The sequence below is a fragment of the Amycolatopsis sp. NPDC048633 genome, from assembly GCF_040650695.1.
GTDB lineage: Bacteria > Actinomycetota > Actinomycetes > Mycobacteriales > Pseudonocardiaceae > Amycolatopsis.
Genome location: NZ_JBEZHS010000015.1, coordinates 57,489 through 82,855, shown reverse-complemented (window position 1 = coordinate 82,855; position 25,367 = coordinate 57,489). Strand labels below are relative to the sequence as shown.

At 72.1% G+C, this 25,367-nt stretch carries 23 protein-coding genes and 1 riboswitch; of the genes, 9 read left to right on the top strand and 14 right to left on the bottom strand.

The genetic code is table 11. The annotated features are described in order from the left end of the window. Window positions 1-84: 84 nt before the first annotated feature. Genes AB0C38_RS25740 through AB0C38_RS25730 form a run of 3 tightly spaced genes read right to left on the bottom strand, consistent with a single transcriptional unit; the run spans window position 85 to window position 4,258 of the window. The gene (locus tag AB0C38_RS25740; RefSeq protein WP_360677726.1) at window positions 85-1,617 is read right to left on the bottom strand and encodes an ATP-dependent DNA ligase; all 1,533 of its coding nucleotides are present in this window, start codon (window positions 1,615-1,617) and stop codon (window positions 85-87) included. Window positions 1,618-1,657: 40 nt separating this feature from the next. After that, window positions 1,658-3,343 carry a substrate-binding domain-containing protein gene (locus AB0C38_RS25735; protein ID WP_360677724.1) on the bottom strand — a complete coding sequence of 562 codons (1,686 nt, stop codon included), beginning with the start codon at window positions 3,341-3,343 and terminating at the stop codon, window positions 1,658-1,660. Between the two features lie 51 nt (window positions 3,344-3,394). Beyond that, on the bottom strand, window positions 3,395-4,258 hold the full coding sequence (locus AB0C38_RS25730) for a helix-turn-helix transcriptional regulator (protein ID WP_360677722.1): 864 nt from the start codon (window positions 4,256-4,258) through the stop codon (window positions 3,395-3,397). A gap of 99 nt (window positions 4,259-4,357) precedes the next feature. On the opposite strand from AB0C38_RS25730, the gene AB0C38_RS25725 reads away from it, so the two are divergent. Continuing rightward, complete coding sequence (locus AB0C38_RS25725; protein ID WP_360677720.1) at window positions 4,358-5,383, top strand: aldo/keto reductase; 1,026 nt, start codon at window positions 4,358-4,360, stop codon at window positions 5,381-5,383. Window positions 5,384-5,387: 4 nt separating this feature from the next. On the opposite strand, the gene AB0C38_RS25720 is transcribed toward AB0C38_RS25725, so the two are convergent. Beyond that, window positions 5,388-6,785 carry a class II fumarate hydratase gene (locus AB0C38_RS25720; protein ID WP_360677718.1) on the bottom strand — a complete coding sequence of 466 codons (1,398 nt, stop codon included), beginning with the start codon at window positions 6,783-6,785 and terminating at the stop codon, window positions 5,388-5,390. 122 nt (window positions 6,786-6,907) lie between these two features. Between AB0C38_RS25720 and AB0C38_RS25715 the strand changes: the two genes are divergently transcribed. Then, on the top strand, window positions 6,908-7,897 hold the full coding sequence (locus AB0C38_RS25715) for an NAD(P)/FAD-dependent oxidoreductase (RefSeq protein ID WP_360677716.1): 990 nt from the start codon (window positions 6,908-6,910) through the stop codon (window positions 7,895-7,897). Between the two features lies 1 nt (window position 7,898). On the opposite strand, the gene AB0C38_RS25710 is transcribed toward AB0C38_RS25715, so the two are convergent. The 6 genes from AB0C38_RS25710 to AB0C38_RS25685 all read right to left on the bottom strand — a co-directional run bounded on the left by AB0C38_RS25710 (window position 7,899) and on the right by AB0C38_RS25685 (window position 12,410). Then, window positions 7,899-8,615: a serine protease gene (locus AB0C38_RS25710; protein WP_360677963.1), complete on the bottom strand. Its 717-nt coding sequence runs from the start codon at window positions 8,613-8,615 to the stop codon at window positions 7,899-7,901. A gap of 41 nt (window positions 8,616-8,656) precedes the next feature. Then, window positions 8,657-9,706, bottom strand: a complete 1,050-nt coding sequence (gene glpX, locus AB0C38_RS25705) for a class II fructose-bisphosphatase (protein ID WP_360677714.1) — start codon at window positions 9,704-9,706, stop codon at window positions 8,657-8,659. An 85-nt stretch (window positions 9,707-9,791) separates the two neighbouring features. Further along, window positions 9,792-10,019, bottom strand: coding sequence for an exodeoxyribonuclease VII small subunit (locus tag AB0C38_RS25700; protein ID WP_257926454.1), 228 nt, complete (start codon window positions 10,017-10,019; stop codon window positions 9,792-9,794). Then, the gene (locus AB0C38_RS25695; protein ID WP_360677961.1) at window positions 10,016-10,384 is read right to left on the bottom strand and encodes a hypothetical protein; all 369 of its coding nucleotides are present in this window, start codon (window positions 10,382-10,384) and stop codon (window positions 10,016-10,018) included. The genes AB0C38_RS25700 and AB0C38_RS25695 overlap by 4 nt, the downstream gene beginning before the upstream one ends. A gap of 32 nt (window positions 10,385-10,416) precedes the next feature. Continuing rightward, window positions 10,417-11,664, bottom strand: coding sequence for an exodeoxyribonuclease VII large subunit (xseA, locus tag AB0C38_RS25690; RefSeq protein ID WP_360677711.1), 1,248 nt, complete (start codon window positions 11,662-11,664; stop codon window positions 10,417-10,419). Beyond that, complete coding sequence (locus AB0C38_RS25685; RefSeq protein ID WP_360677709.1) at window positions 11,661-12,410, bottom strand: lipid droplet-associated protein; 750 nt, start codon at window positions 12,408-12,410, stop codon at window positions 11,661-11,663. Before AB0C38_RS25685 ends, xseA begins: the two co-directional genes overlap by 4 nt. Window positions 12,411-12,561: 151 nt before the next feature. Here AB0C38_RS25685 and AB0C38_RS25680 point away from each other — a divergent pair, with 151 nt between their 5' ends. Beyond that, window positions 12,562-13,557 carry a 4-hydroxy-3-methylbut-2-enyl diphosphate reductase gene (locus AB0C38_RS25680; protein WP_360677707.1) on the top strand — a complete coding sequence of 332 codons (996 nt, stop codon included), beginning with the start codon at window positions 12,562-12,564 and terminating at the stop codon, window positions 13,555-13,557. A 425-nt stretch (window positions 13,558-13,982) separates the two neighbouring features. Here the strand turns inward: AB0C38_RS25680 and AB0C38_RS25675 are convergent, their stop codons facing one another. Further along, the gene (locus AB0C38_RS25675) at window positions 13,983-14,903 is read right to left on the bottom strand and encodes a DUF6542 domain-containing protein (RefSeq protein ID WP_360677705.1); all 921 of its coding nucleotides are present in this window, start codon (window positions 14,901-14,903) and stop codon (window positions 13,983-13,985) included. Between the two features lie 402 nt (window positions 14,904-15,305). Beyond that, entirely contained in the window at window positions 15,306-16,220 is a 915-nt protein-coding gene (locus AB0C38_RS25670) for a DNA recombination protein RmuC (RefSeq protein ID WP_360677703.1), read from the bottom strand. A gap of 199 nt (window positions 16,221-16,419) precedes the next feature. On the opposite strand from AB0C38_RS25670, the gene AB0C38_RS25665 reads away from it, so the two are divergent. From AB0C38_RS25665 to AB0C38_RS25650, 4 genes are all read left to right on the top strand, one after another. Continuing rightward, on the top strand, window positions 16,420-17,211 hold the full coding sequence (locus AB0C38_RS25665; protein WP_360677701.1) for a TIGR03619 family F420-dependent LLM class oxidoreductase: 792 nt from the start codon (window positions 16,420-16,422) through the stop codon (window positions 17,209-17,211). A 76-nt stretch (window positions 17,212-17,287) separates the two neighbouring features. Continuing rightward, entirely contained in the window at window positions 17,288-18,439 is a 1,152-nt protein-coding gene (locus AB0C38_RS25660; RefSeq protein WP_360677699.1) for an exonuclease SbcCD subunit D, read from the top strand. Next, window positions 18,436-21,387, top strand: coding sequence for an SMC family ATPase (locus AB0C38_RS25655; RefSeq protein WP_360677696.1), 2,952 nt, complete (start codon window positions 18,436-18,438; stop codon window positions 21,385-21,387). The genes AB0C38_RS25660 and AB0C38_RS25655 overlap by 4 nt, the downstream gene beginning before the upstream one ends. Window positions 21,388-21,408: 21 nt before the next feature. Beyond that, window positions 21,409-21,600, top strand: coding sequence for a DUF1737 domain-containing protein (locus AB0C38_RS25650; protein WP_360677694.1), 192 nt, complete (start codon window positions 21,409-21,411; stop codon window positions 21,598-21,600). 7 nt (window positions 21,601-21,607) lie between these two features. Here AB0C38_RS25650 and AB0C38_RS25645 read toward each other — a convergent pair whose 3' ends face one another. Then, window positions 21,608-23,014, bottom strand: coding sequence for an AlkA N-terminal domain-containing protein (locus AB0C38_RS25645; protein WP_360677692.1), 1,407 nt, complete (start codon window positions 23,012-23,014; stop codon window positions 21,608-21,610). Between the two features lie 102 nt (window positions 23,015-23,116). On the opposite strand from AB0C38_RS25645, the gene ychF reads away from it, so the two are divergent. Both ychF and AB0C38_RS25635 read left to right on the top strand, forming a co-directional pair. Further along, complete coding sequence (ychF, locus tag AB0C38_RS25640; RefSeq protein WP_360677690.1) at window positions 23,117-24,199, top strand: redox-regulated ATPase YchF; 1,083 nt, start codon at window positions 23,117-23,119, stop codon at window positions 24,197-24,199. Between the two features lie 55 nt (window positions 24,200-24,254). Further along, complete coding sequence (locus AB0C38_RS25635; protein ID WP_360677688.1) at window positions 24,255-24,665, top strand: DUF1330 domain-containing protein; 411 nt, start codon at window positions 24,255-24,257, stop codon at window positions 24,663-24,665. Window positions 24,666-24,930: 265 nt separating this feature from the next. On the opposite strand, the gene AB0C38_RS25630 is transcribed toward AB0C38_RS25635, so the two are convergent. Further along, window positions 24,931-25,215, bottom strand: a complete 285-nt coding sequence (locus AB0C38_RS25630) for a 4a-hydroxytetrahydrobiopterin dehydratase (RefSeq protein WP_360677686.1) — start codon at window positions 25,213-25,215, stop codon at window positions 24,931-24,933. A 32-nt stretch (window positions 25,216-25,247) separates the two neighbouring features. Next, a riboswitch (TPP riboswitch) is annotated at window positions 25,248-25,355 on the top strand. Window positions 25,356-25,367: the final 12 nt, after the last annotated feature.

Sequence of the window (25,367 nt, the reverse complement as noted above, 5' to 3'; positions counted from 1 at the left end):
ACACGTGATTGGAGGGTCGACTCGCGTGCCTGGAGGGTCGGGTTGCGTGTCTGGAGGGTCGGTTTGCGTGCCTGGAGGGTCGGGTCAGGGTTCCTCCGAGCGGTCGCCGTGGAGGAGGCCGCGGACCGTGTCGATCGTGTCCGCGTCCCCGGCTTCCTTGTCCGGGCGGTAGCGGACCACCCGGGCGAAGCGGAGTGCGAGGCCGCCGGGGTAGCGCGTCGAAACCTGGGCGCTGTCCAGCTCGATCTCCACCACGACCTCCGGGCGGACGTACACCGTCCAGTCGTCGCGGTGGGTCTCGATCTCCTGGAACGTCCTGGTCTGCCAGGCGAGGATCTCGTCGGTCATGCCCTTGAACGTCTTGCCCACCATGATCGGCGGGCCGCCGTCCGGGTCGCGGGCGCCCAGGTGCAGGTTCGACAGCGTGCCCGTGCGCCGGCCGTGGCCCCATTCCGCCGCGAGCACCACCAGGTCGATCGTGTGCACCGGCTTGACCTTGAGCCACGCGCGCCCGCGCCGCCCGGCCGCGTACGGCGACGCCAGATCCTTGACCATCACCCCTTCGTGCCCGGCCTCCATCGCCGCCTCCAGCACCTCGGCGGCGCGCGAAACGCCCACCTCGCCGGGGATCACGTGCGCCCCGGCGACCTTGCGCAGCGCCGCGTTGCGCTCGGACAGCGGCGCGTCCAGCAGGTCGACGCCGTCGAGGTGCAGGCAGTCGAAGAAGTACGGCCGCAGCAGCAGCGCCTTCACCTGCTCGTCGCGGGTGCTGCCGAACCGGCTCATCGTGTCCTGGAACGGCCGGGGCCGCCCGGCGTCGGTCAGCGCCAAGGTCTCGCCGTCCAGCACCACCGACTCGCACGGCAGCGCCCGCACCAGCTCGACCAGCTCCTGCACGCTGCCGGTGATCTCGCGCAGCGTCCGCGTCCAGACGTGCACTTCGTCGCCCTGCCGGTGCACCTGGATCCGCGCACCGTCCATCTTGTACTCGACGATCGCCTCGGCGTGCTCGGCCACGGCCTCGTCGAGCGACTCCGCCGGCGACGCCAGCATCGGCCGGATCGGCGTGCCCAGTGTCAGCCGGAACTCCGCCAGCGCCGCCTGCCCGCCGGTCAGCGCCGCGACGCCGGTGACGCCGAGCTTCCCGGACAGCATGAACGCGCGCCGCACGTCGACGGCCGGGACGTCGGCCGCCGCCGCGACCGCGTCGACCATCACGCCTTCCAGCGCGCCCTGCCGCAGCTCGCCGGTGACGAGCCTGAACAGGAACTGCTGTTCGCCCTCGGTCAGCCGCTCGAACAGCGCACGCAGGACCTCTTGCCGCCGGGTCGACGACCCGGTGCCCGCCGCCACCCCGGCCGCCTCGGTCAGCGCGGAATCCACTTCGAGCACCGTCACGACCGGATCGGGAGCGGACCCGGCGCCCAGCCCGGCCAGGGTGCGCCAGCCCGCACCCAGCCTGTCCTGCGCCGTCTGCCCGGTCAGGTACGCGATCACCACGGGCAGCTCCGCGACCTCGGCCGCGCGCAGCAGCGTGGCCAGGAGGGCGATCTTCGCCTTCCTGGACCTCGTCGCCGCCAGGTCGGCGGACGCCCGGACTATCTCGCTGAGCAACACTCGGACATCATGACCCGGACCACCGACAATTTCTTGTCGGTCAGATGTCCGCCCTGGTGCAGACGGGGTCGAGCAGCCCGTCCTTGGCCACGCACGGCACAAAACCGGCGTCCTGCAGCTCGGCTCGCGCGGTCGGGCTCGCCAGGTAGTCCAGGAACCGCTTCAGCACGCTCCCGTTCGCCGGCACGCCCTTGGTGTAGAGGTACTCGACGGTCCAGAAGCGGTACCCGGCGTCGACGGTCGTGACGTCGGGGTAGTGGCCGTCGAGCTGCACGACCGTCACCTGCTGATCGCGGGCGGCCGCTGTTTTGGCCGCCGGGACGTCGGCGTACCCGATCGCGCCCGGCACCGCGCCGACCTCGGTGAGCACCTCGGCGGTCGTGCCGCGTTCGCAGCGCGTGGTCGCCGCGGCCGGGTCACGCTCGGGCTTGCGGCACGAGTCCGACGTCAGCCGGTCCTCCGCGCCGCCGAGGACCTTCTGCTCGAACGTCTTGCGCGTGCCCGACTCCTGCCCGCGCCCGACGATCCCGATCGGCACCGACGTGCCCGGCCGCAGCTGGTCCCAGTTCCGCACGCGGCCGCTGAAGATGTCCTTGACCTGCTGAGTCGTCAGCCGGTCGACGCCGGCGGCGCGGTTGACGACCAGGCTGTACACGACCACCGCGACCGCCTTGGCCTCCAGATCGGGGCCCGCTTCGCCGGACCGGCCGTCCGAGAGCACGGCCAGCTCGTCCTTGCCCGCCGCGTCGACCGGGGCGAGCGCGCGGACGCCGGTGACGCTGCCGGTCGCGCGGGTCGTGATGGCCGCGCCGTCGCACTGGCCGTGGTACTCCGCGGCGATGCTGCCGATGATGGGCACGAACGCGCTCGACCCCTCGACCGACAGCTTCCCGCTGGCGCACAGCGCACTGTCGACGCCCGGGCGCGACCACGACACGATCAGCGTGGCCAGCAGGGCGCCGGTCAGCAGCACCCCGACCGCCGTCGTGATGACCGGCCAGCCGAACCGGCGCTGCTTGCGGTCGTCCTTGATCCGCCCGGCCGCGAGCCGGGCGTGGTGGTCGATCTCCTTGCTGATCTCGCCGTCGTGCCCGCCGGACTCCCGCAGCACGACGACGAGCTTGAACTTCTCCTTGCGCTTCAACGAAAGCCGCGCGAACCGCACGCCGTGCCACTCGGGTGCCTCCGGCGGCGGGGGCTCGGCCGCGGCCAGCCCGGCCAGCCGTTTCGGCAGCAGCGCGCGCACCCGGGACAGCTTCACGCCTTCGACCGGCCGTTGCGGCGTCTCCCGCGTGAAGAACTCGAGACCGTCCCGGACGTGCTGGCGCAAGCCGTCGTCGGTGGCGTCGGAAACCCGCGCGTCCCAGACGATCCGGCTGCCGAAGGTGAACGACAGCGGGATCTCGAAATCGCCCGGCGCGATGTCGAACCCGCCGGTGTTGTGGATCCGGATCACGACGACGCTCATCCGGTTCAGCAGCCGGGCGGTCCGCGCCAGCTCCGGATCCGCCTGCGCGGAGCCGTTCTCACCGTCGTGGAGGTCGATCGGCGACAGCCCGATCTTGGAGTTGTAGAGCACCCGGAAAGTCAGCCGGCGCCGCCGGATGAAGTAGCGGTCGATGAACGGCGCGGCGATCGCAACCAGCGCGGCGAGCCCGAGGACGAGGCTGCCCGAGTCCGAGCTGAGGATCTCGGCGAGGGACTGCATCGTCGCGCCGACGCCCACCGTGCCGCTCCTCTACCCCTGACTCCCCAGGTGAAGCAGCCTAAGCAGCGCTCACCCGGCGTGGGGTTGCGACGACCGAGTGTTCACCGGTCGTTCATCGGACGCGATCCAGCTGGCCAGCAGGCCGAGCGCGCGTTCGGTCTCCGACCCCGGCTCGGCGTGGTAGACCACCATGCCCTGGTCGGGGTCCTGGGGCAGGCGCAGCGTCTCGTAGCGCAGCCGCAGCTCACCGACGACGGGGTTGCGCAGCACCTTCCAGCCCTGGGCCTTCTCCTGCACCGCGTGCTCGGCCCACAGCTTCCGGAACCGCTCGCTCGCCAGCGACAGCTCGCCGATGAGCTGGGCGAACCGCGGGTCGCCCGGATGCCGTCCGCTCTCCGCGCGCAGGTTCGCGACGAGCTCGCGGCACACCGCGTCGTACTCCGGGTGCAGCTGCTTCGCCCGCTCGTCGAGGAAGATCAGCTTCGGCATGTTGCGTTCGTCCAGGTCGGCGAAGGCGAACGCGACCGCGCCGCCGAGCGCGTTCCACGCCAGCACGTCCAGGTACCGGCCGAAGACGAACGCCGGCGCCTGGATGGCGTCGAGCAGCTGCTGCAGCTCGGGCCGGACCTGCTGCGGCGCGCGCTCGCCACGGCGCTTCGGCGCGGCGAGGTTGCGCAGGTAGGCCTCCTCGCCGGAGTTGAGCCGCAGCGCGCGGGCCAGTGCGTCGAGAACAGCGTCCGAGACGTTCTTCGCGCGGCCCTGCTCCAGCCGCGTGTAGTAGTCGACGCTGATGCCGGACAGCTGCGCCAGCTCTTCGCGGCGCAGGCCCTTGACCCGCCGCTGCGTGATCCCGGGTGGCAGGCCCAGGTCGGCGGGGTCCAGTGCGGCGCGGCGCGCCTTCAGGAAGGCGCCCAGCTCGGCTGCGTCACTCATGCCTCCAGTATCCCCGCTTCGCGGCTCCCCGCCTGGTACTGCCAGACCCAGGTTGACCGTGACCTGGTCCGATCCGGCCGCCGCTCGCAAGGTAGGGGCATGCAACGACGAATTTTGGGCGGTACCGGGATTTCGGTCAGCGAGTACGCGTTCGGCGCGATGATGCTGGGCAAGTGGGGCAACCCCGATCACGAAGCGGGCGTCCGGATGCTGCACACCGCGCTCGACGCGGGCGTCAACTTCTGGGACACCGCGGACATGTACAGCGACGGCGAAAACGAGCAGATCGTCGGGAAGGCCTTGAAGGGCCGCCGCGACGAGGTCGTGCTGGCCACCAAGGGCTTCTTCCCGATGGGTGCGGACCCCAACCAGGGCGGGCTGTCGCGGCGCTGGCTCACCCGCGCGCTCGACGACAGCCTCCGGCGGCTCGACACCGACTACGTCGACCTCTACCAGGTCCACCGGCCGGACCCGACGACCGACATCGAAGAGACGCTCTCAGTGCTGACGGACTTCGTGCGGGCGGGGAAGGTGCGCGCGATCGGGTCGTCGGACTTCCCGGCCGAGCAGATCGTGGAAGCCCAGTGGGTGGCGGAAAAGCGCGGCCTGGCGCGGTTCCGCGCCGAGCAGCCGCCGTACTCGATCTTCAACCGGGCGATCGAGGCCGCGGTGCTGCCGACCGCGCAGAAGTACGGCATGGGCGTGCTGACGTGGAGCCCGCTGGCCAGCGGCTGGCTGTCCGGCAAGTACCTGAAACCGTCCGATGTGGACCTTTCCGAAGGCCGCCGGACGTTGCAGGCGCACAAGTTCGACCCGGCGCTGCCGGAGAACGCCGTCAAGTTCGAGGCCATCGCGCAGCTGAAGAAGATCGCCGACGACCTGGGCCGGCCCCTCACGCACCTGGCGACGGCGTTCGTCCGGGCGCACCCGGGCGTGACGTCGGCGATCATCGGCCCGCGCACGCCCGCCCAGCTCGACGACCTGCTGGCCGGCGCCGACCTGGTGCTGGACGACGAGGTGCTCGACCGGATCGACGAGATCGTCCCGCCGGGCACCGACCTGAACTCGGCCGAGAAGGACTACACCCCGCCGGCGCTGGCGGACAGCCGCCTGCGCCGGCGGTAGCGGGTCACTTGCCGCCGCGGGCCATCCGGAGGACGTCGAGCGCTTCGTCGAGCTGCTCTTCGGTGAGCTTGCCGTCCTTCACCAGGCCGCGTTCGATGACGACCTCGCGGATCGTCTTCAGCTCCTTCAACGCCTGCTTCGCCACCGCGGCGGCCTCTTCGTAGCCGATGTACTTGTTCAGCGGCGTCACGATCGACGGCGAACCCTCGGCGTAGGTGCGGGTGCGCTCGGTGTTCACGGTGATGCCCGCGAAGACCTTGTCCGCCAGCAGCCGTGACACCGCGGCGAGCAGGCGCGCCGACTCGAGGACGTTCCGCGCGATCACCGGCAGGTTGACGTTCAGCTGGAAGTTGCCCGCGGCACCGGCGAAGGCCACGGCCGCGTCGTTGCCGATCACTTGCGCGACGACCTGCAGCGTCGCCTCCGGGATGACCGGGTTGACCTTGCCCGGCATGATCGACGAGCCCGGCTGCAGGTCCGGCAACGCGAGTTCGGCCAGGCCGGTGCGCGGGCCGGAGCCCAGCCAGCGCAGGTCGTTGGCGATCTTGTTGAGGGACACGGCGAGGGTGCGCAGGTGCCCGGACGTCTCGACGACGCTGTCCTGCGTCGCCTGCGCCTCGAAGTGGTCGCGGGCCTCGGTCAGCGGCAGGCCGGTCACGGTGGCGAGCTCGGTCGCGACGGCGGTGCCGAAGCCGTCGGGCGCGTTGAGGCCCGACCCGACGGCGGTGCCGCCGATCGGCAGCTCGCCGAGGCGCGGCAGGCCCGACTTCAGCCGTTCGATGCCGAACCGGACCTGCGACGCCCACGCGCCGGCCTCCTGGCCGAGGGTGATCGGCACGGCGTCCATCAGGTGCGTGCGGCCGGACTTCACGACGTCCTTCCACTCCGCGGCACGCGTCTCGATGGCGCCGGCGAGGTACTCGAGCGCCGGGATGACGTCCTTGAGGACGGCTTCGGTCGCGGCGACGTGGATGGTCGTCGGGAAGGTGTCGTTCGACGACTGTGACGCGTTGACGTGGTCGTTCGGGTGCACGTCCCGGCCGAGGGCTTTGCTCGCCAGGGTCGCGATGACCTCGTTGGCGTTCATGTTCGACGACGTCCCCGAGCCGGTCTGGAAGACGTCGATCGGGAAGTGCGCGTCATAGGCACCTTCGGCGACCTCGTCGGCGGCCTTGGCGATCGCGTTCGCGACGTCGGCGTCGAGGACGCCCAGCTTGAGGTTGACGCGCGCGGCGGCGGCCTTGAGCAGGCCGAGCGCGCGGATCTGGGCACGCTCCAGGCCCCGGCCGGAGATGGGGAAGTTCTCGACGGCCCGCTGGGTCTGCGCCCGGTAGAGCGCGTCGGCCGGCACGCGGACCTCGCCCATCGTGTCGTGTTCGATCCGGTATTCCTGGTCAGCCATGACACCGATTCTGGACCTCTTCCGGCGTGTCCGCGTGGTGGCGTCGACCACCTTCGGCGGACCGCGACGCTAGGATCGGCTGTGTTCTCGATCACCGCCATCCACCACTGGCTGGAGCGAGCATGACTGAAGCTTCTGGGGACTCCTACGACCTCGTGATCATCGGCGCGGGTCCGACTGGCCTCTTCGCCGCCTACTACGCCGGGTTTCGCGGGCTGTCGATGGCCATCGTCGACTCGCTGCCCGAGCCCGGCGGCCAGGTGACAGCGATGTACCCCGAGAAGATGATCTACGACGTCGGCGGGTTCGCCGAGGTCCGCGGCCGCGACCTCGTCGACGGCCTGGTGAAGCAGGCCGCGCCGTGGAAGCCGAAGTACCTGCTGGGGCGCAAGGCCGAGAAGCTCGAGACCGTGGGCGACAAGGTCGAGCTGACCCTCGACGGCGGCGAGACCCTCCGGGCCGGCGCCGTCCTCGTCACCGCGGGCATCGGTGAGTTCACGCCGCGTCCGCTGCCCGCCGGCGACGGCTGGCTCGGCCGCGGCATGGTCCACTTCGTCCCGTCGTTCCAGGCGCATGCGGGGCAGCACGTCGTGATCGTCGGCGGCGGCGACTCGGCGTTCGACTGGGTGCTCGCGCTGCACCCGATCGCGGAGAGCGTGACGCTCGTGCACCGCCGCGCCAAGTTCCGCGCGGCCGAGTCCATCGTGCGGCAGGCTCGTGAGCTCGGTGTCCGGATCATCACCGACGCCGAGGTCACGCGGTTCGTCGAAACACCCGACGGCGTGCTCGAAGCCGTCGACCTCTCGGTCAAGGGTGCCGGGGACGAGCGGCTGCCGGCCCACGCCGTCGTCGCGGCGCTCGGGTTCACCGCCGACCTCGGGCCGATCGAGAGCTGGGGCCTGGAGATCGACCACCGCGCCATCGCGGTCGACTCGACGATGGCGACCGCGCGCGAACGCGTCTACGCCGCCGGTGACGTCGCCGCGTACCCGGGGAAGGTCAAGCTGATCGCGACCGGCTTCGGCGAGGCCGCGACGGCCGTCAACAACATCGCCGTCGCCCTCGACCCGGACGCGCACCTGTTCCCGGGCCACTCCAGCAACGCCGAGTAGGTCAGGCCTTCGTCTTTTCCGCGATCCACGGCGCGTAGGCGACGACGGACGTGTAGATCGACGGCGCCGAGGCGCACACCGGGTCGTTGTTGCCCGGCCGGCTGGTGACGCCGACGAGCAGCCAGTGGTCGCCGTCGCGGACGACCTCGGGGCCGCCGGAGTCGCCGAAGCACGCGCCGGCCTTGCCGCCGGGGTTCTCCGTGCACAGCTCGGCCGTGCCGTCGAACACCGACGTGCACTTCGCGCCCTCGACGATGTGCGTGTCGAGCTGCTGCAGCGTCGTGGGGATCTGGCCGCAGTTCACCTTCGGGCAGGTCTGGCCCCAGCCGAGGATCCGCGTGGCCGTGCCCGGCGCCGCGGTCGTCGCGAGCGCGATCGGCGCGGCTTTGGCGGGGGTCGCCAGCCGCAGCAGCGCGATGTCGCCCGCCGGGCTCTGCGTGTTGAACGCCGGGTTCACGACGATGTCCGCGACCTGGACGACTTCGCCGCCCTGACCCACATCAGCCGTCCCTGCCCGCACGGAGATCGCGGGCGGGGTCTTGTCGAACGCGCAGTGCGCGGCCGTCACGACCCAGGTCGGGGCGATCAGCGCGCCGGCGCAGAAGAGCTTGCCGGTGGAAGAGTGCAGCGACACCGCGAACGGGTACGGCTGGTCCGCGTTGCCGCCCCCGACGATGGCGGGGTCGGCCGACGCGGTGGCGGGGACCGAGGCGAACATCAGGACCAGCAGGGCCAGCAGTCGCCTGGGCACGGAACTCCTTACGGCAGCGGGGGAACGACGTCGTCGTCGGGCGCGTCCAGGTGGCCGTCGAAGTTGACCGAGGAGTACGCCCGCAGCTTGGTGAGCCGGTGGTAGCCGTCGATCATTCTGACGGTCCCGGACTTGGACCGCATCACGATGGACTGCGTCGTCGCGCCGCCCTCGCGGTAGTGGACGCCGCGCAGCAGGTCGCCGTCGGTGACGCCGGTGGCGCAGAAGAAGACGTTGTCGCCGCGCACGAGGTCGTCGTTCAGGAGTACGCGGTCGAGGTCGTGACCGGCGGCGATGGCCTTCTCGCGCTCGGCGTCGTCCTTCGGCCAGAGCCGGCCCTGCAGCTCGCCGCCGAGGCACTTCATCGCGCAGGCGGCGATGATGCCCTCCGGGGTCCCGCCGATGCCGACCAGCATGTCGACGCCGGTGGTCGGGCGGGCCGCGGCGATCGCGCCCGCGACGTCGCCGTCGGAGATGAACCGGATCCGCGCGCCGGCGTCGCGGACCTCCTTGATGAGCTGCTCGTGCCGCGGGCGGTCCAGGATGCACACGGTGACGTCGCCGACGCTGCTGTTCTTCGCCTTGGCGACGCGCCGGATGTTCTCCGCGATCGGCGCGCCGAGCTCCACCTTGCCCGCCGCCTCCGGCCCGACGGCCAGCTTCTCCATGTAGAACACCGCGGACGGGTCGAACATCGCGCCGCGCTCGGCGACCGCCAGCACCGCGAGGGCGTTCGGCATGCCCTTGGCCATCAGCGTGGTGCCGTCGACCGGGTCGACCGCGACGTCGCAGTCGGGCCCGTCGCCGTTGCCGACCTCTTCGCCGTTGAACAGCATGGGCGCTTCGTCCTTCTCGCCCTCGCCGATCACCACGACCCCGCGCATCGACACCGTCGACACGAGCTGGCGCATCGCGTCGACGGCCGCGCCGTCCCCGCCGATCTTGTCGCCGCGGCCGACCCAGCGGCCGGCCGCCATCGCGGCGGCCTCGGTCACCCGGACCAGTTCCATCGCGAGGTTGCGGTCGGGCGCTTCACGACGGCTTTCGGCGGTGGACATCTGAGCCTCCCGGATCGTGGAACTGGCGGGTCAACAGTCTGTCAGATCCCTGTCCGGTTTCCCGATGCCGAAGGCATGGCAAACGTCACTGACCGTTGCCGGTTTCGTCCTCCACAGACGCCAGAGCAGCCTCGATGCGCTCGCGCGCGCCTTCGAGATGGCGCTCACAGACCTTCGCGAGCTTCTCGCCCTTCTCCCACAGCGCGAGCGACTGCTCGAGGGACAGGCCACCGGCTTCGAGCTCGCGGACGACCTCTACGAGCCGGTCGCGGGCCTGCTCGTAGCCGAGTTCCTCGCTGGCTGCTTCGCTCACGCTGGGCGTTCTCCGACCTTCCGGGATGGGGTGCTGGCGCACACTACCGCGCTCGCCATCGCGTGGTCGTACCCGACGAACGCCAGCGCGAACTCCTGTCCGTCACCCTCCGCAATCGCCTCTTCGAGGTTCTCCTGCGCGCCCGCCACCCGCTTCCGGTGCCCGGCACCCTCGGCGAACCACCAGCGCGAGCCGACCTGCGTCGACGTCGCCTCGGACAGCCTCCGCAGCTGCGGACCCAGCTCGCGGCGGGCCGCGCCGCCGCAGCCCGCGAGCAGCGCCGTCCAGCATTCGGCGGCCGCGCGGTCGGTGCGCATCGCCTGGTCCAGCAGCGGCCACGAGCCCGAGCGCCGGGCCGCGTCCATGGTGAGGGGGAGGAACGTCGCCGCCTTCAGCGTCACCCCAGTTCTCCTTCCGCCACCGCGCCGATCGCGCCATCGCCCACCCGCACGCGCAGCTGGGCACCGGCCTCGACTTCGGAGACGGAGCGGAGTACCTGGAGGTTGCCTTCGGCGTCGAGGAACTGCACGACCGCGTAACCACGGGCCAGCGTCGCGGCCGGGCCGAGCGCGGTGAGCCGGGCCCGTGAGCTCGCGAGCTCGGCCTGGTCCTTGGCGAGCAGCGTCAGCATGGCGCGGCGCGCGCGTTCGCGGTGGACGTCGACGTCGTCCTGGCGCCGCTGGACCGGGCCGAGCGGGTCGGCCAGCGACGGACGGCTGCGCAGCTGCGTCAGCAGACGCGCCTGGGTGTCGACCCAGCCGTGGAGGGCGCGGCGCCCGCGGTCGCGCATCTGGCGGACCCGTTCGGTCTCCTCGCGGTGGTCCGGCACGATCCGCTTGCTGGCGTCGGTCGGGGTCGAGCAGCGCAGGTCGGCGACGTAGTCGAGCAGCGGGGTGTCGGGCTCGTGCCCGATCGCGCTCACCACCGGCGTGCCGGCGGCCGAGACGGCGCGGCAGAGCGCCTCGTCGGAGAACGGCAGCAGGTCTTCGACGCTGCCGCCGCCGCGGGCGATGACGATGACGTCGATCTCGGGGTCGGCGTCGAGGATGCGCAGCGCGCGCATGACCTGCGGCACGGCCTGCGAGCCCTGCACGGCGGTGTTGATGACCTTGAACCGGACGTGCGGCCACCGGGTCTGGGCGTTGACCAGGACGTCCCGCTCGGCCGCCGACGCGCGGCCGGTGATCAGCCCGACGCCCTGGGGCAGGAAGGGGATCGGCCGCTTGCGCTGCGCCGAGAAGAGGCCTTCGGCGGTCAGCAGCTTCTTCAGGCGTTCGATCCGGGCCAGCAGCTCACCGATGCCGACGGCGCGGATCTGGTCGGCGCGCAGGCTGATCGTGCCGCGGCCGAAGAAGAACGACGGCTTCGCGTGCACCACCACGCTGGCGCCCTCGCGCAGCGGCGGCTCCATCTCGCGGATCAGCCAGTTCGGGCAGGTCACCGACATCGAGACGTCCGCCGACGGGTCGCGCAGCGTCAGGAACGCGGTCTGCGTGTTCGGCCGAGAGTTGACCTGCGTGACCTGGCCTTCGACCCAGACGCTGCCGAGCCGGTGGATCCAGTCGCCGATCTTGCGCGCGACCGTGCGGACCGGCCACGGGTTTTCGGCGGTGCTCGTGGGGGCCGGGGCGGACTCGGTGCTCACTGGCCTTCCGTGCTGTCTTCCCCGGCTTGTTCGGCCTTGCGCGCGTTGGCGATCCGGCGCGACAACATCCCGGTGAACGACGAGCGGTCGGCGTTCGCGCGCTCGTACTCGAGGATGGTCTCGAGCTGGGGGATCGAGAGCTGACGCAGGCGGGCCCGCAGCTGCGGGAGGGTGAGCTGGTCGTAGCCGGTCAGCCCGGCGGGACCGGCGTACCCGGCGGCGCTGGTCCGGGGGGTGTCGGCCTTGACCTTCTTGTCGACCTTGGGCGTGCCGGGCTTGGGGGTGCGGGGCGCCTCGTCGGGCTTCTCGCTGTCGTCGGCGTCACTGTCGTTCTCGCCGTCGGCGTGGTCCTCGGCGAGCGCGCGTTCCTCTTCGGCCCACGGATCGCCCAGCTCCGCTTCGAGTTCGGCTGCTGACGGAATGTGACCGTTGATTTCCGAGCGCGGCTCCGGCACGTCGGCGACCGGCGCGAGGTTCGGCCGCGTGGGCGGGACGCGGGGCTCGACGTCCTCGTCGAAGGTCGCCCAGCTGGGCGCGTCCTCGACGGGGCGCAGGGTCGACAGGGCGTTGTCGCCTTTGATCGCCAGCTCGGTGACGTGCTGCTGCACCCGCATGGAGGCCTGCAGGACCTGGCTGACGACGGTCACCGGGAGCCCGGCGAGCTGCCGGGGAAGCTCACGAACCCGCTCGGCGGTGCTGACGGCGAGGCCCGCGGCGACCCGGAGGGGGAGCGGGAATGGCTTCATACGTCTAGCCTGCCGCATATCCGCCATCCTGCCCAACCGAACGAGTGGGTTCGGGCGCGTTGCGTGACCCCGGGCACAGCACGATAGGGGGACGAAGCTCACCCGAAAGGGACTTCGAGTTCCTCTCGGGACTGCCCGTACCCTGGGTGCCATGAGTTCAGCGAGTCCCGGAATCGAGCCCGCGGGTACCCCGACGATCACCGGCACCGCTTCCGGCAAGCGGGTGCTGCTCGCCAAACCCCGTGGCTACTGCGCCGGCGTCGACCGCGCGGTGATCGCCGTCGAGAAGGCCCTCGAGGTCTACGGCGCCCCGGTGTACGTCCGCAAGGAGATCGTGCACAACCGGCACGTGGTCGACACGCTGCGCGAGCGTGGCGCGATCTTCGTCGACGAGACGTCCGAGGTGCCCGAGGGCGCGCTGGTGGTGTTCTCCGCCCACGGCGTCTCGCCGATGGTGCACGCGGAGGCGGCCGACCGGAACCTGCGCACGATCGACGCGACCTGCCCCCTGGTGACGAAGGTGCACAAGGAGGTCAACCGGTTCGCCAAGGACGACTACGACATCCTGCTGATCGGCCACGAGGGCCACGAAGAGGTCGAGGGCACGGCCGGCGAGGCGCCGGACAAGGTTCAGCTGGTCGACAAGGCGGAGGACGTCGACAAGGTCGAGGTGCGCGACCCGTCGAAGGTGATCTGGCTGTCCCAGACGACGCTGTCGGTCGACGAGACGATGGAGCGCGTCGACCAGCTCCGCGAGCGCTTCCCGGGCTTGGCGGACCCCCCGAGCGACGACATCTGCTACGCGACGACCAATCGCCAGGTCGCGGTCAAGGCGATGGCGGCGGAGTGCGACCTGGTCCTGGTGGTCGGGTCGACGAACTCGTCCAACTCGAAGCGCCTGGTCGAGGTGGCCCTCAAGGCCGGCGCCCGGGCGTCGTACCTGGTCGACTTCGCGCACGAGGTCGACGAGGCGTGGCTTTCCGGCGTGACGACGGTGGGGGTCACCTCGGGAGCGTCGGTGCCGGACGAGCTGGTGATGGAGCTGCTCGCTTGGCTGGCCGAGCGGGGTTACGGCGACGTCGACGAGGTCACCACGGCGAACGAGAAGATCACCTTCGCGCCGCCGAAGGAGCTGCGGAAGGTCTGAGTTTCGGTGGTCGGTTCGGCGGCGGGTCGCGGGTGCGGCTCGCCGCCGAACTGCGTTGCGGGGTTGAGTTGCGGGGTTGAGTGGGCGCCGGCTGCCCTGCGCGGCTGCGGTCGTTGTGGGCCGCGTTGAGTAGTTCCTCGCATCGCGGAGTCCGGTGCCTTTGACGCCCCACCCGCTGGTCGCGCGGTGGACTCACCGCCGCTCGCGCACGTCGGGTGCCGCCGCCCGCATGGATGGTGCCTTCGGGTCCGCGCTCGGCGCCGCCGCCCGTCTGGATGGTGCCTCCGGGCTCGCGCTCGGTGCCTTCGGGATGCGGCCTCCGGGCCCGCGCTCGGTGCCGCCCCGTCCGTCCGCACGGCGACTTCGGGCCCGCGTATGCGAAAAGCGGTCACCCTCCGCAGAAGGTGACCGCCTTTCGCTGGTCGTCAGCGCTCTTCGTCGTCCCAGGGACGGTTCCGGCGCGGTGGGGCTCCTCGCCCGCCCGGCGGGCGGCGGGGCGGCGGTGTGTCACGGCCGTCTTCGGCCGGCGGGCGCGGGCGGCGGCGGGGCGCGTCGCCGCGGGGCTCCCGGCGCCGGGGGTCGCCTTCCTCCGGACGGGGGCGCCGGTTCGCCGGCGGCGGCTTGCGGGTGCCACGGGTATCGGGGTCGCGCTCGGCGGGCGCACCCGCGCGGGGGGCACGGCGGTCGCCTTCCGCAGGCGGGCGCGGTCGACGAGGCGGCTCGCCTTCACGGCCACGGCGGGCACCCTGCGGCAACGGCGTCTGACCGGTCCGCGAGCCCGGCGGCCGCGGCCGCCCACCCGCCGACGTCGCCGCGGCACGGGGCTTCTCGTCGTCTTCGTCCGCGCGCCGCTTGTCGGACTTGCCGCCCTTGCCCTTTTTTGGGGCGTCCGGGTCGCGCTCGCGGAAGATCCGGACGAACCCGATCAGCAGCGTCACGCCGGTGGTGATCGCCATCATCGGGAACGCGTTGATCAGCGGGGTGCCGATGTTCAGCGCCTTGGACAACATGTCGTCGCCCTGCGACCCCGAGGTCAGCAGGATCACGCTGGGCACGGTTATCGCCAGCACGAGCGGCGGCATCACCATCGGTCCGAAGAGGCCACGGCGCCTTACCGCGCACACCGCGAACACGGCACCCACGACGTAACAGACCGTGAAGATGACGGGAATGCTGGCCTGGCTCGGCTTGCCGACGAGGGCGCCCACGACCGCCAGGCCGAGGCCGACCAGGACCGCCGCCCACCACGGCAGCCCGCGCCTCGAACCGACGACTGGACGCTCGTCCCACGGCACGGGGACGTCGTCGGCATCTGGATCGCTCTGGCGATCGCGAATCGCGGTCACAGCACAACACCGTATCTCGTGGTTGTGAAGATCTTGCCAGCACCGCCGCCGACGTGGGTGTACCGCCACCCGGCGGCGTGACCCGAGTGGCCCCGCCGGGTGCTGCTGTGGTGTGGTCCAGTCCTCTGGAAGCGCTGCCGGTTCGTCTCCTGTCCATCGCGAGGATGCGCGGTTTGTCGCAGGTGGGAGGCTTGCGCGGCGTCGTCCTGCGGGGTCCGGCGGGCCGGTCGCCTCCGGCGAAGAAGAGCGCGGGATCCGGCCGGCTGCCGGTTCGGCACGCACCGACCGCCGCTGTCCGGACGCTGCCGCGAGCACTCGCGCCCGGCGCGACCTCACCGCAGCGGGCCTCGCCGCTCGACCAGCCCACGCCTCGCCAGTCCTAGCCGACTCGACTCGACCCGCTCAGCTGGCCGCCAGTTCGTCCCCCTTCCGCACCTGCGGAACCGCCGACGGGCTGCCCGCCGCGTCCGTCAGCGGTGCCACGGTCGCCCGGAACGTCTCCAGAGCCTCCAGCTCCCGCCGTCGCGCCGACAGGAACCGCTGGAGGTGCGTGCTCGACAGGTTCAGCGCGTCCACCGCGCCGCCCGCCGCCCGGTGCGCGGCCGCCGCCCCGGCTCGCACCTGCTCGACGTCGGCCTCCAGCGTCCGGTCGCTCGCCGCGAACAACGCCGCCGAGGCCAGCACCCCGAACCCGGTCGGCCCGCACAGGAACACCCGCCGGTCGATGAGCCAGCGCAGCAGCTCCGGGTCGGTGTCCAGCGCCGCGACCACGGCGGCGTCGGACGGGACGAACATGATCGTTCCGTAGATCGCGTCGGCCCAGCGCTGGTAGCCCTTGCCCGCCAGCTCGGCCGCCCGGGAGCGGACCTGCCGGACGTGCGCGCGCAGCGCGTCCATCCGCTCGTCCGGGTCGTCGGTCTCCACCGCCTCGGCCCAGATCGCCATGCTCGCCTTCGCGTCCACCGGCACCGTGCGGTCGCCGCCCACCCGCAGCACCATGTCCGGTTTCGCCGAGCCGCCGCCCCCCACGTCCGTCTGCAGGGTGAAGTGCAGGTTCTCGCGCAGCCCGAGCGCTCGCGCCGTCTCCAGCAGCACCTGCTCGCCCAGTTCGCCGCGGCCGCTGATCGAGGCGAACGCGACCTCGTAGCGGCGCAGCGCCAGCTGCTGCTGATCCGACTTCGCCCGCTCGGCCGCCACCAGCCGGGCCGCCGCGTCCGCCCGGCGCATCCCGTCGTTGTAGAGCCGCCACAGCACCGCGACGGCGAACAGCAGCAGGACCGCGAGCACGATCGCCGCGGTGGTCAGCACCGTCGCCACTTCCGCCTCCTCCCTCCGGGCCGCCTGGTTCGGACCGCGCAGACATCATGGCGGACCCCACCGACAAAAACCGGAGCCGAACCGTCGCTCTGGGTAGCTGACCTGCGAACAAAAGAAATTCTCGCGGGGCGTGTCCGATCCGGGCGCGGTGCTCCGACCACCGGGCAGGGGGTCCCCCGAAGAGAGAACGGAGCACGCCATGACGTTCCCACTCGTCGGCGTCGGCCAGCGGTTCGGCTTCCACAGCGTCGCCACCCACGACCGGCTCCTGGTGCCCGCGACGCCCGGCTGGCGCAACGACGCCGGCCTGCCCGAGCACGCGGCCTTCGACGCCTTGGAGACGCTGACCTGGGTCGCGGCCGTGACCGACCACGTCAGCCTCGTCACCGGCGTGGTCGACGCGCTGTTCCAGCCGCCCGTGCTGCTGGCCCGGCGGCTGGCGACGCTCGACCGGCTCTCCGGCGGCCGCGTGACCGCCGGGCTGGGCCAGGGCTGGCTGCCGGAGGAGTTCGCGGTCAGCGGGGTGCCGCCGTCGCGCCGGGGCCGCGGCTTCGAGGAGTACCTGGCGGTCCTGCGCGCCTGCTGGGCGCCGGGCCCGGTCGAGCACGACGGCCCGCGCTACCCGGTCGCGCGGGCGCTCGTCGGGCCGAAGCCCGGGCGGCCCCTGCCGATCCTGCTCGGCGCCGTCGCGCCCGAAGCCGTCGAACGCGCCGCGCGGATCGCCGACGGCCTGATCATCGCCTTCCTCTCTTGGGAGAGCACGGAAGAACAGCTGCGGATCTACCGCGCCGCGGGCGGCGACGGCCGGATCGTGCTGTGCGCGGGGCCGCCGGGGACGGCGTTCCTCGAGCCGACGATCGTCAAGGACCTGGGCCGGGCGGCGGATCTCGGCGTCACCGAGGTGATCTGGGACCTCACCGTCGCGGGCTTGGACGTGGACGACCAGCTGGCGGCCTTCGAGGACCTCGCCTTCGAACTGGGCACCTGCTAGTGTTCGTACACACGTTCGAGTGAGCTAGCGGCGAGTCTCCGCGGTTTCGTCGGGGGTGGGTCGTACCTTGGCCCTCGTGAGATTCCTGCACACCTCCGACTGGCACATCGGCCGCACGTTCCACGGCGCCGATCTGCTCGCGGAACAGGAAGCGGTGCTCGGGCACCTCGCCGGCCTCGTGGCCGGCGAGGCGATCGACGTCGTCCTGGTGGCGGGCGACATCTACGACCGCGCGGTGCCGTCGGCCGAGGCCGTGCGGGTGGCCACCGCCGCGGTCGCGCGGATCCGCGCCGCCGGCGCGCAACTGGTCGTCACACCGGGAAACCACGATTCCGCGCCGCGGCTCGGCGCCTTCGCGGAGTTCGCCGCGGCGGGCGGGCTGCACCTGCGCACCACCGTCGCCGGGCTGGCCGAGCCGGTGCTCCTGGACGACGCCCACGGCCCGGTCGCCGTCTACGGAATCCCTTACCTGGAACCGGAACCGGCGCGGCACGCGCTGGGCGTGCCGGACGCGCGCGGCCACACCGGCGTGCTCACCGAGGCCATGCGGCGGATCCGCGCGGACCTCGAAACCCGTCCGGGCGTCCGGTCGGTCGTGCTCGCGCACGCGTTCGTCACCGGCGGCGAACCCACCGAGTCCGAGCGCACGATCGCGGTCGGCGGTGTCGAGCAGGTGCCCGGCTCGGTCTTCGACGGCGTCGACTACGTCGCGCTCGGCCACCTCCACGGCCCGCAGACCCTCGCCGAGCATCTGCGGTATTCCGGCAGCCCGCTGGCATACTCGTTTTCCGAGGCGCGGCAACGCAAATCGGTCTGGCTGGCCGACCTGGACGCGAGCGGGCTCGCCGAGGTCCGCCGGCACGAGCTGCCGGTGCCGAGGGCGCTGGCCACCCTCCGCGGTCAGCTCGAAGACCTGCTCGCGGACCCGGCGCACGAGGTGTTCCTCGAGCACTTCCTGTCGGTCACGGTCACCGACCCGGTCCGCCCGGTGGACGCGATGCGGCGGCTGCGCGGGCGGTTTCCCCATGCGGTGCACCTGGAATGGGAACCCGAGGGCGGGTACAGCGGCGCCCCGCTGCGGTACTCCGACGCGGTGCGCGGCCGGTCGGACATCGAGATCTCGCGCAGCTTCCTCGACGACTGCCGCGGCGCCCCGCCGACCGGGAGCGAAGAGCAGCTCCTGTTCAAGGCCCTGGAAGCGGCCGACCGGAGGGCCCTCGCGAAATGAGGCTGCACAGGCTGGAGGTCGAAGCCTTCGGGCCGTACTGCGCACGCGAGGTGGTCGACTTCGACGTGCTCGGCGCCGACGGTCTCTTCCTCCTGCACGGCGAAACCGGCGCGGGCAAGACCACGCTGCTCGACGCGATCGCGTTCGCGCTGTTCGGCGTGGTGCCCGGTGCCCGCAACGAGGCCAAGCGGCTGCGCTGCGACCTGGCCGAGCGCGACCAGGTCACCGAGGTCGCGCTGGAGCTCACCGTGCAGGGCCACCGGCTGAAGATCGTGCGCAACCCGGAGTACCAGCGGCCGAAGCGGCGCGGCGAGGGCACGACCACCCAGCAGGCGCGGGTGTCGCTGAGCTGGGTCGGCACCGCGCCGGGCGGGCTGGCGCCGGAGGGCCTGATCCGGATCGAGGAGGTCGCGCGCACCGTCGAGCGGCTGCTCGGGATGACCGCGGCCCAGTTCTTCCAGGTGGTGCTGCTGCCGCAGGGCGAGTTCGCCCGGTTCCTGCGGTCGGACACCGCCGAGCGCGAGAAGCTCCTCGAAAAGCTGTTCGGCACCGAGCGCTTCGCCGACGTCGAACGCTGGTTCGCCGACCTTCGGGCCGAGCGGGGCCGCGATCTGGAGCAGCAGCAAGGGAAAGTGCGCGAACTGCTGGCGAGGTACGCGCAGGAGGCGCAGCAGGACCCGCCCGAGACGGACGTGGCGGAGTGGGTCGGCGCCGTGCTCGCGGCGTCCGCCGAACGCGCCGGGCAGGTCACGGCCGAGGAGGAGCGGACGCGGTCGGCCGCGCACCGGGCCGATGTCCACCTGCAGGAGGAACGGGCCGACGCGGAGAAGATCCGCCGGGTCCGCACCGCGCACCTGCGGCTCGTCGAGATCACCGAGCAGGCGCCGCAACGCGCCGAGTGGGCCCAGGAGGTCGCGGCCGCGCGGCGGGCCGCCGGGGTCGCGGTGGAGGCCGACCTGCTGGACCGGCGCGCGGCGGAACTGACCGAAGCCGAGCTGGCGGAGAAGGCGCGCGGCGCGCGGCTGCGGGAGTTCGGCACCCGGGCGGCCGGCGACCTCAAAGCGCGGGCGGCCACCGCGCGGGAAGAAGCCGGCGCGGTCGCGGAGCTCGTCGCCGAGGCCGAGGTGCAGCAGCTTGACGTCATGCGGCGGGACGACCGGAAGCTGGCCGCCGTCACGGCCGGGCAGCAGGTCGAAGAGCTGACCACCGAGCTGGCCGCCATCCCCGGCCAGCTGGCCAAGCTGCGGGCGGATGCCGTCAAGGCGGCCGAGTCCGAGGCGAAGCTCGACGGCGTGCGCGCCGGGGTGGACGAGCTGAGGGCCTTCGCGCGCGACGCGGCCGACCTGCCCGAGGCGCGAGCGAAGGCCGAGCGAGGCGAGGCGAAACTGCGCGAGGTCGTCGACGCGCACCAGGCGGCCCGGCAGCACCGGCTCGACCTGCGGGAGCGGCGGCTCGACGGGATGGCGGCCGAGCTGGCCGCCGCGCTGCCGGCCGGCGCGCCGTGCCCGGTCTGCGGGTCGGCCGAGCACCCCGCGCCGGCGAACCGGGACGTCGAACTCGTCGACCCCGCCGAGGAACGCGCCGCCGAGGAAGCCGAACAGGCCGCCGACGCGATTCGACAGCGGGTCGTCGTTGCACTTGAGGAGGCGAAAGCGCGGCTGGCGGGCCTACTGGAACGGCTGGGCGAGCGCACGGCCGAGTCCATCACCGCGGAGCTGGCCGAAGCCCGCGCGGTGGTCGCTTCGCTGACCCAGCAGGCGGCCGGGAAGGCGAAGCTCGGCGAGCAGGTCGTCCTCCTGGAACGCGACCTCGAGCTGCGGACCGAACGCCGCCGCCGGGCCGAACAGGCGGCGACCGAGGCCACGACCGACGTCCGGGCTCTGGAAGAACGGCTGGCCGAGCGCGAACGCCGGCTCGTCGCCGGGCGCGGCGAGTTCGCGGACGTCGGTGCCCGGCGGGAGCACCTGGTCGGGCTGGCCGAGGCTCTCGAAGGGGTCGCCGAGGCCCGGACAGCCGTCGCGGGCGCCCGCGAGCGCGTCGCGCAGCAGCGGGCGCTGGTCGAGACGGCGGTCGAGGCGAAGGGGTTCACGTCGCTGAAGAAGGCGCGGGCCGCGATGCTGCCGGACGAGCAGATCGAGAAGCTGGAGCAGGGCATCGCCGAGGCCGAGGCTGCCGCGGCGGGGGCACGGGCGCTGCTGTCCGAGCCGGACCTGTTCGGGATCTCGCCGGACGACGTCGCGGACGTCGGCCACGCGGCCGACGCGGCCCAGCTGGCGCGGGCGCGGGCGGACTCGGCGTACGCGGCGCTGCGGGTGGCGACCGCTCAGCACGAGGAGCTGACGCGGCTGGCCGGCCTACTGCGCAAGGCTCTCGCCGGCCTCGCCCCGGCCGAAGCGGCGTACGCCGAGCTACGCGCGCTCGCGGACGTCGTCAACGGACGGGGCCAGAACAGCCGGAAGATGTCGCTGCGTTCGTACGTGCTCGCGGCGCGGCTCGAAGAGGTGGCGGTCGCCGCCACCCACCGGCTGCGCACGATGAGCCAGGGGCGGTACTCGTTCGTGCACTCGGACGCGGCCGGGGCGCGCGGCACCCGCGGCGGCCTCGGCATCGACGTCCTGGACGACTACTCGGGCACCATCCGCCCGGCGAAGACCCTGTCCGGGGGCGAGTCGTTCCTCGCGTCGCTGGCTCTCGCGCTGGGGCTGGCCGACGTCGTCGCCGGGGAGACCGGCGGCGCGCTGCTGGACACGCTGTTCGTCGACGAGGGGTTCGGCACCCTGGACGCCGAAACCCTCGACGTCGTGATGAACATCCTCGACGAGCTGCGCGCGGGCGGGCGGGTGGTCGGCCTGGTGTCCCACGTCGAGGAGCTGCGGCAGCGCATCCCCACGCGGCTGCGGGTCCGGAAGTCCCGCACGGGCTCCACAGTGGAGGTGCGCGCCGGTTGAGGTTTCGGACAAGATGAAGTCATGACCGACCAGCCGCCGAACGGCCTGCCCCGCTACCGCATCCTCACCGGCCCGGACGACGCGAAGTTCTGCCACCGGATCAGCGAGGCGCTCGACCTCGGCTACCAACTGCACGGCTCGCCGGCCGCGACGTTCGACGGTGCCCAGGTGATCGTCGCGCAGGCGCTGCTGTGGCACGGCGAGCAGGGCTGACGCGGCGTCAGCCGGCCCGCCGCAGGTACATCCCGGCGTAGGAGCACCACGGAGTCCACGCCCGCGCCAGCTTCGGCAGCGACTCCGGGGTGATGCCCAGCGCCGCGGCGCCCTGGCGGACCGCCGTCTCGTCGGTCAGCAGGACGTCCGGGGCGCCGAGGACGCGCATCAGGACGTAGTCCGCGGTGGCGGCGTCGATTCCGGGCCATGCCAGCAGCTCGGCGCGCAGCTCGGCGGCGTCGCGGCCGACGTGCACGTCCAGCCGCCCTTCGGCCAGGGCGGCCGCGACGCCGGTGACGTGTTCGGGGACCTGCGCGGTCGCGATCCGAGCGGCGGACGGGAACAGCCTGGTCACGCCCCAGTCGCCCGGGATCTCCTCGCCGAGTGGTGCGACGTCCGCGGCGCGGTCGCCGAGCAGGGCCCGGAGTAGCAGCTCGGCACCGTCGACGGTGCCCGGGACCCGGATCCCCGGCACGGCCGCCACGACCGGCGCCAGCGCCGGGTCGGCGCCGAGGACCCGGGTGACCGCCGCCGGGTCGGCGTCGAGGTCGAGCAGCCGGCGCACCCGGCTGACGGCGCTGCCGAGGTCGCGCAGGTCGGCGAGCAGCAGCTCGCAGCGCACGTGGTCCGGTTGCGGCGTCAGCCGGACGACGCCGGTGCCGTGCGCGAGCCGCAATGTCCGCGCGTAGGAGGCAGTAGTCACCTCCTCGACGCCCGGGACAGCGTGAGCGGCGAAGAAGCGAAGCAACCCGACAGCGTCGAAAGGCGGCCTGAACGGCAACCGCAGGCTGAGGCGCGTTCCCCCGACGTCGCCCTGACGTCCACGTCGCGAAGCGGCGAAGGCGCGAAGCTGCGACGGCGTCGTCGCGAACACCTCGCGGATCGTCTCGTTGAACTGCCGGACGCTGGAGAAGCCCGCCGCGAACGCGACGTCCGTGAGCGGCAGTCCCGACATCTCGATGAGCAGCCGGGCCGAGTGCGCGCGGTGCGCCCGGGCCAGCGCGAGCGGGCCAGCGCCCAGCTCGGCGGTCAGCACGCGGCCGAGCTGGCGTTCCGAGTAGCCGAGCCGGCGCGCGAGGCCGGGGACGCCTTCGCGCTCCACGGTCCCGTCGGAGATCAGGCGCATCGCCCGTGCGGCGAGGTCGGCGCGCAGGTTCCAGTCCGGCGAACCCGGCACGGCGTCGGGCAGGCAGCGGCGGCAGGCGCGGAAGCCGTTGGCCTGCGCGGCCGCCGACGTCGGGAAGAAGCGGACGTTCTTCACCTTCGGTGTCGACGCCGGGCAGGACGGCCGGCAGTAGATGCCGGTGGTGCGCACCGCCATGATGAACTGGCCGTCGAAGCGCGGGTCGCGGGCGGTGACCACGCGGTAGCAGCGCTCGGCGTCCCGCCAGAGTGCGAGCGTTTCGGTGACCATGGATCCGAGCATGCCAGCAGGTCAGCGCCGCCGCTGGCGGAAATCCGACGCTGCGTTGGGGGTGTGGGCCGCGGTCGGGCGAGCCACGTAGACTGCGGGGTCGTGAGCCTCACCCTCGGTATCGTCGGCCTGCCCAACGTCGGCAAGTCCACCCTGTTCAACGCGCTGACCCGCAACGACGTGCTCGCCGCGAACTACCCGTTCGCGACGATCGAGCCGAACGTCGGCGTGGTGCCGCTGCCGGACCCGCGGCTGGACAAGCTGGCCGAGCTGCACAAGTCGGAGAAGATCGTCCCGGCGGTGGTGTCCTTCGTGGACATCGCGGGCATCGTGAAGGGCGCCTCCGAGGGTGCCGGGCTGGGTAACAAGTTCCTCGCGAACATCCGTGAGGCCAACGCGATCTGCCAGGTCATCCGCGTGTTCGACGACCCGGACGTGATCCACGTCGACGGCAAGATCGACCCGCTGAGCGACATCGAGACGATCAACACCGAGCTGATCCTGGCGGACCTGCAGACCCTCGAGAAGGCCGTCTGGCGCCTGGAGAAGGAAGCGCGGACCAAGAAGGAAGCGAAGCCTGCGCTCGAGGCCGCGCAGAAGGCGAAGGAGATCCTCGACAGCGGCCGCACGCTCTTCTCCGCGCAGAAGGACGTCGACCTCGAACTGCTTCGCGAGCACAGCCTCCTGACGTCGAAGCCGTTCCTCTACGTCTTCAACGCCGACGAAGGCGTCCTCACCGACGAAGCCCGCCGCGAGGAGCTGACCAAGCTGGTCGCCCCCGCGGACGCGGTGTTCCTCGACGCGAAGGTCGAGCAGGAGCTGCTGGAACTGGACGACGAGGAGTCGGTGCGCGAGCTGCTCGAGTCGGTCGGCCAGCCGGAGCCGGGCCTGTACTCCCTGGCCCGCGCGGGTTTCCACACGCTCGGCCTGCAGACGTACCTGACGGCGGGCCCGAAGGAGTCCCGCGCCTGGACGATCCCCCAGGGCGCGACGGCCCCCCAGGCGGCGGGCGTGATCCACACGGACTTCGAGCGCGGCTTCATCAAGGCGGAGATCGTCTCGTACGACGACCTGATGACGGCAGGCTCGATGGCGGCGGCCCGCGCGGCGGGCAAGGTCCGCATGGAAGGCAAGGACTACACCATGGCCGACGGCGACGTGGTGGAGTTCCGCTTCAACGTCTGAGCCGGGTAGCAGCGGCACCACGCTCGGCGCGAGTGGCTCTGCCACGCTCGGAACCATGAGTGCCTACGTCATTTCCGAGGTCGAGATCCTCGACGAAACCCAAGCCCAGCGCTACCGCGAACTCGCCCAGGCCTCGATCGAAGCCTACCGAGGCCGCTACCTCGCGAGAGGCGCGACGCCTATCGCGCTCGAAGGGGACTCCGATCGGAAAGTGATCATCGTCGAGTTCCCGGACCGGACGACCGCCGAACGCTGGTACGCCTCCGATGAGTACGCCGCCGCACTGGAGATCAGGGCGACGGCGCTCGATCGGCGGCTGGTGCTCGTCGAGGGGGGCGGCTCAGCCGAGGAGGCCCATCAACGCGATGGCGATCAGCACCACGGCGGGGGCGAGGGTGTTGATCCAGGCACGCTGGGCGGGGGTGAGGGCGGTGGCGGTGGAGGTGCTGTTCATGGCATTTCCTAGGGCCGAAATCCGATGCTTCCGCCCTGCTCAGCGCGCTGATCATGGTCTTCGTTAGCGGCTGTGACCGAACTCACCGCCAGCGCTCAGCCGTCCGAGTGACGGCGGGAGCGGACCGTGAACCAGAGCACACCTCCGGCCGCTGCCACCATCGATGCGAATGCTGCCGTGCCGACCACGATCGCCTGCGTCATAACCGTCTCTCCTAGCAATGTCGTTTACCGAGAGACGTCGAACCGGCCGGAAAGTGCACTCAGCGTAACCAGAGTCACAAAGAAGAAAGCACCGCGTCGATCTCGGCCGCCAGGGAGAAGTCCTTGGCCGTCAAGCCGCCCGCCGAATGCGTCGAGAGCCGGAACGTCAGCGTGCGCCAGCGGATGTCGATGTCCGGGTGGTGATCGGCCGCCTCGGCGAGCACCGCCACCCGGTCGACCACCTCGATCGCCTGGGGGAAGCTCGCCAGCTCCACCTCGCGGGAGATCACCGCGCCGGACCGGGTCCAGCCGGTTCCCAGTCGTCCGTCAGCCTCGGAGTCGCTCAAGATTTCCGTCATGGCTCCATCGTCCTGCGTCCTGGACTACGCTGCACGGTTGCCACGGGAGTCCGGTTCGGCCGGGCTGAGAGGCGGGGTCACCCGCGACCGTTCGCACCTGACCGGATCATGCCGGCGAAGGGAGGGCTTTCCCTCCTCGTCCGGTGAAGTGC

Coding starts and splice junctions, on each gene's coding strand:
- AB0C38_RS25710 (WP_360677963.1), bottom strand. CDS start 8,615: ATGTTCGCCTCGGTCCCCGCCACCGCGTCGGCCGACCCCGCCATCGTC.
- AB0C38_RS25680 (WP_360677707.1), top strand. CDS start 12,562: ATGAGTTCAGCGAGTCCCGGAATCGAGCCCGCGGGTACCCCGACGATC.
- glpX (WP_360677714.1), bottom strand. CDS start 9,706: ATGTCCACCGCCGAAAGCCGTCGTGAAGCGCCCGACCGCAACCTCGCG.
- AB0C38_RS25635 (WP_360677688.1), top strand. CDS start 24,255: ATGAGTGCCTACGTCATTTCCGAGGTCGAGATCCTCGACGAAACCCAA.
- AB0C38_RS25695 (WP_360677961.1), bottom strand. CDS start 10,384: ATGGACGCGGCCCGGCGCTCGGGCTCGTGGCCGCTGCTGGACCAGGCG.
- AB0C38_RS25655 (WP_360677696.1), top strand. CDS start 18,436: ATGAGGCTGCACAGGCTGGAGGTCGAAGCCTTCGGGCCGTACTGCGCA.
- AB0C38_RS25715 (WP_360677716.1), top strand. CDS start 6,908: ATGACTGAAGCTTCTGGGGACTCCTACGACCTCGTGATCATCGGCGCG.
- AB0C38_RS25650 (WP_360677694.1), top strand. CDS start 21,409: ATGACCGACCAGCCGCCGAACGGCCTGCCCCGCTACCGCATCCTCACC.
- AB0C38_RS25725 (WP_360677720.1), top strand. CDS start 4,358: ATGCAACGACGAATTTTGGGCGGTACCGGGATTTCGGTCAGCGAGTAC.
- AB0C38_RS25730 (WP_360677722.1), bottom strand. CDS start 4,258: ATGAGTGACGCAGCCGAGCTGGGCGCCTTCCTGAAGGCGCGCCGCGCC.
- AB0C38_RS25665 (WP_360677701.1), top strand. CDS start 16,420: ATGACGTTCCCACTCGTCGGCGTCGGCCAGCGGTTCGGCTTCCACAGC.
- AB0C38_RS25630 (WP_360677686.1), bottom strand. CDS start 25,215: ATGACGGAAATCTTGAGCGACTCCGAGGCTGACGGACGACTGGGAACC.
- AB0C38_RS25685 (WP_360677709.1), bottom strand. CDS start 12,410: ATGAAGCCATTCCCGCTCCCCCTCCGGGTCGCCGCGGGCCTCGCCGTC.
- AB0C38_RS25720 (WP_360677718.1), bottom strand. CDS start 6,785: ATGGCTGACCAGGAATACCGGATCGAACACGACACGATGGGCGAGGTC.
- AB0C38_RS25645 (WP_360677692.1), bottom strand. CDS start 23,014: ATGGTCACCGAAACGCTCGCACTCTGGCGGGACGCCGAGCGCTGCTAC.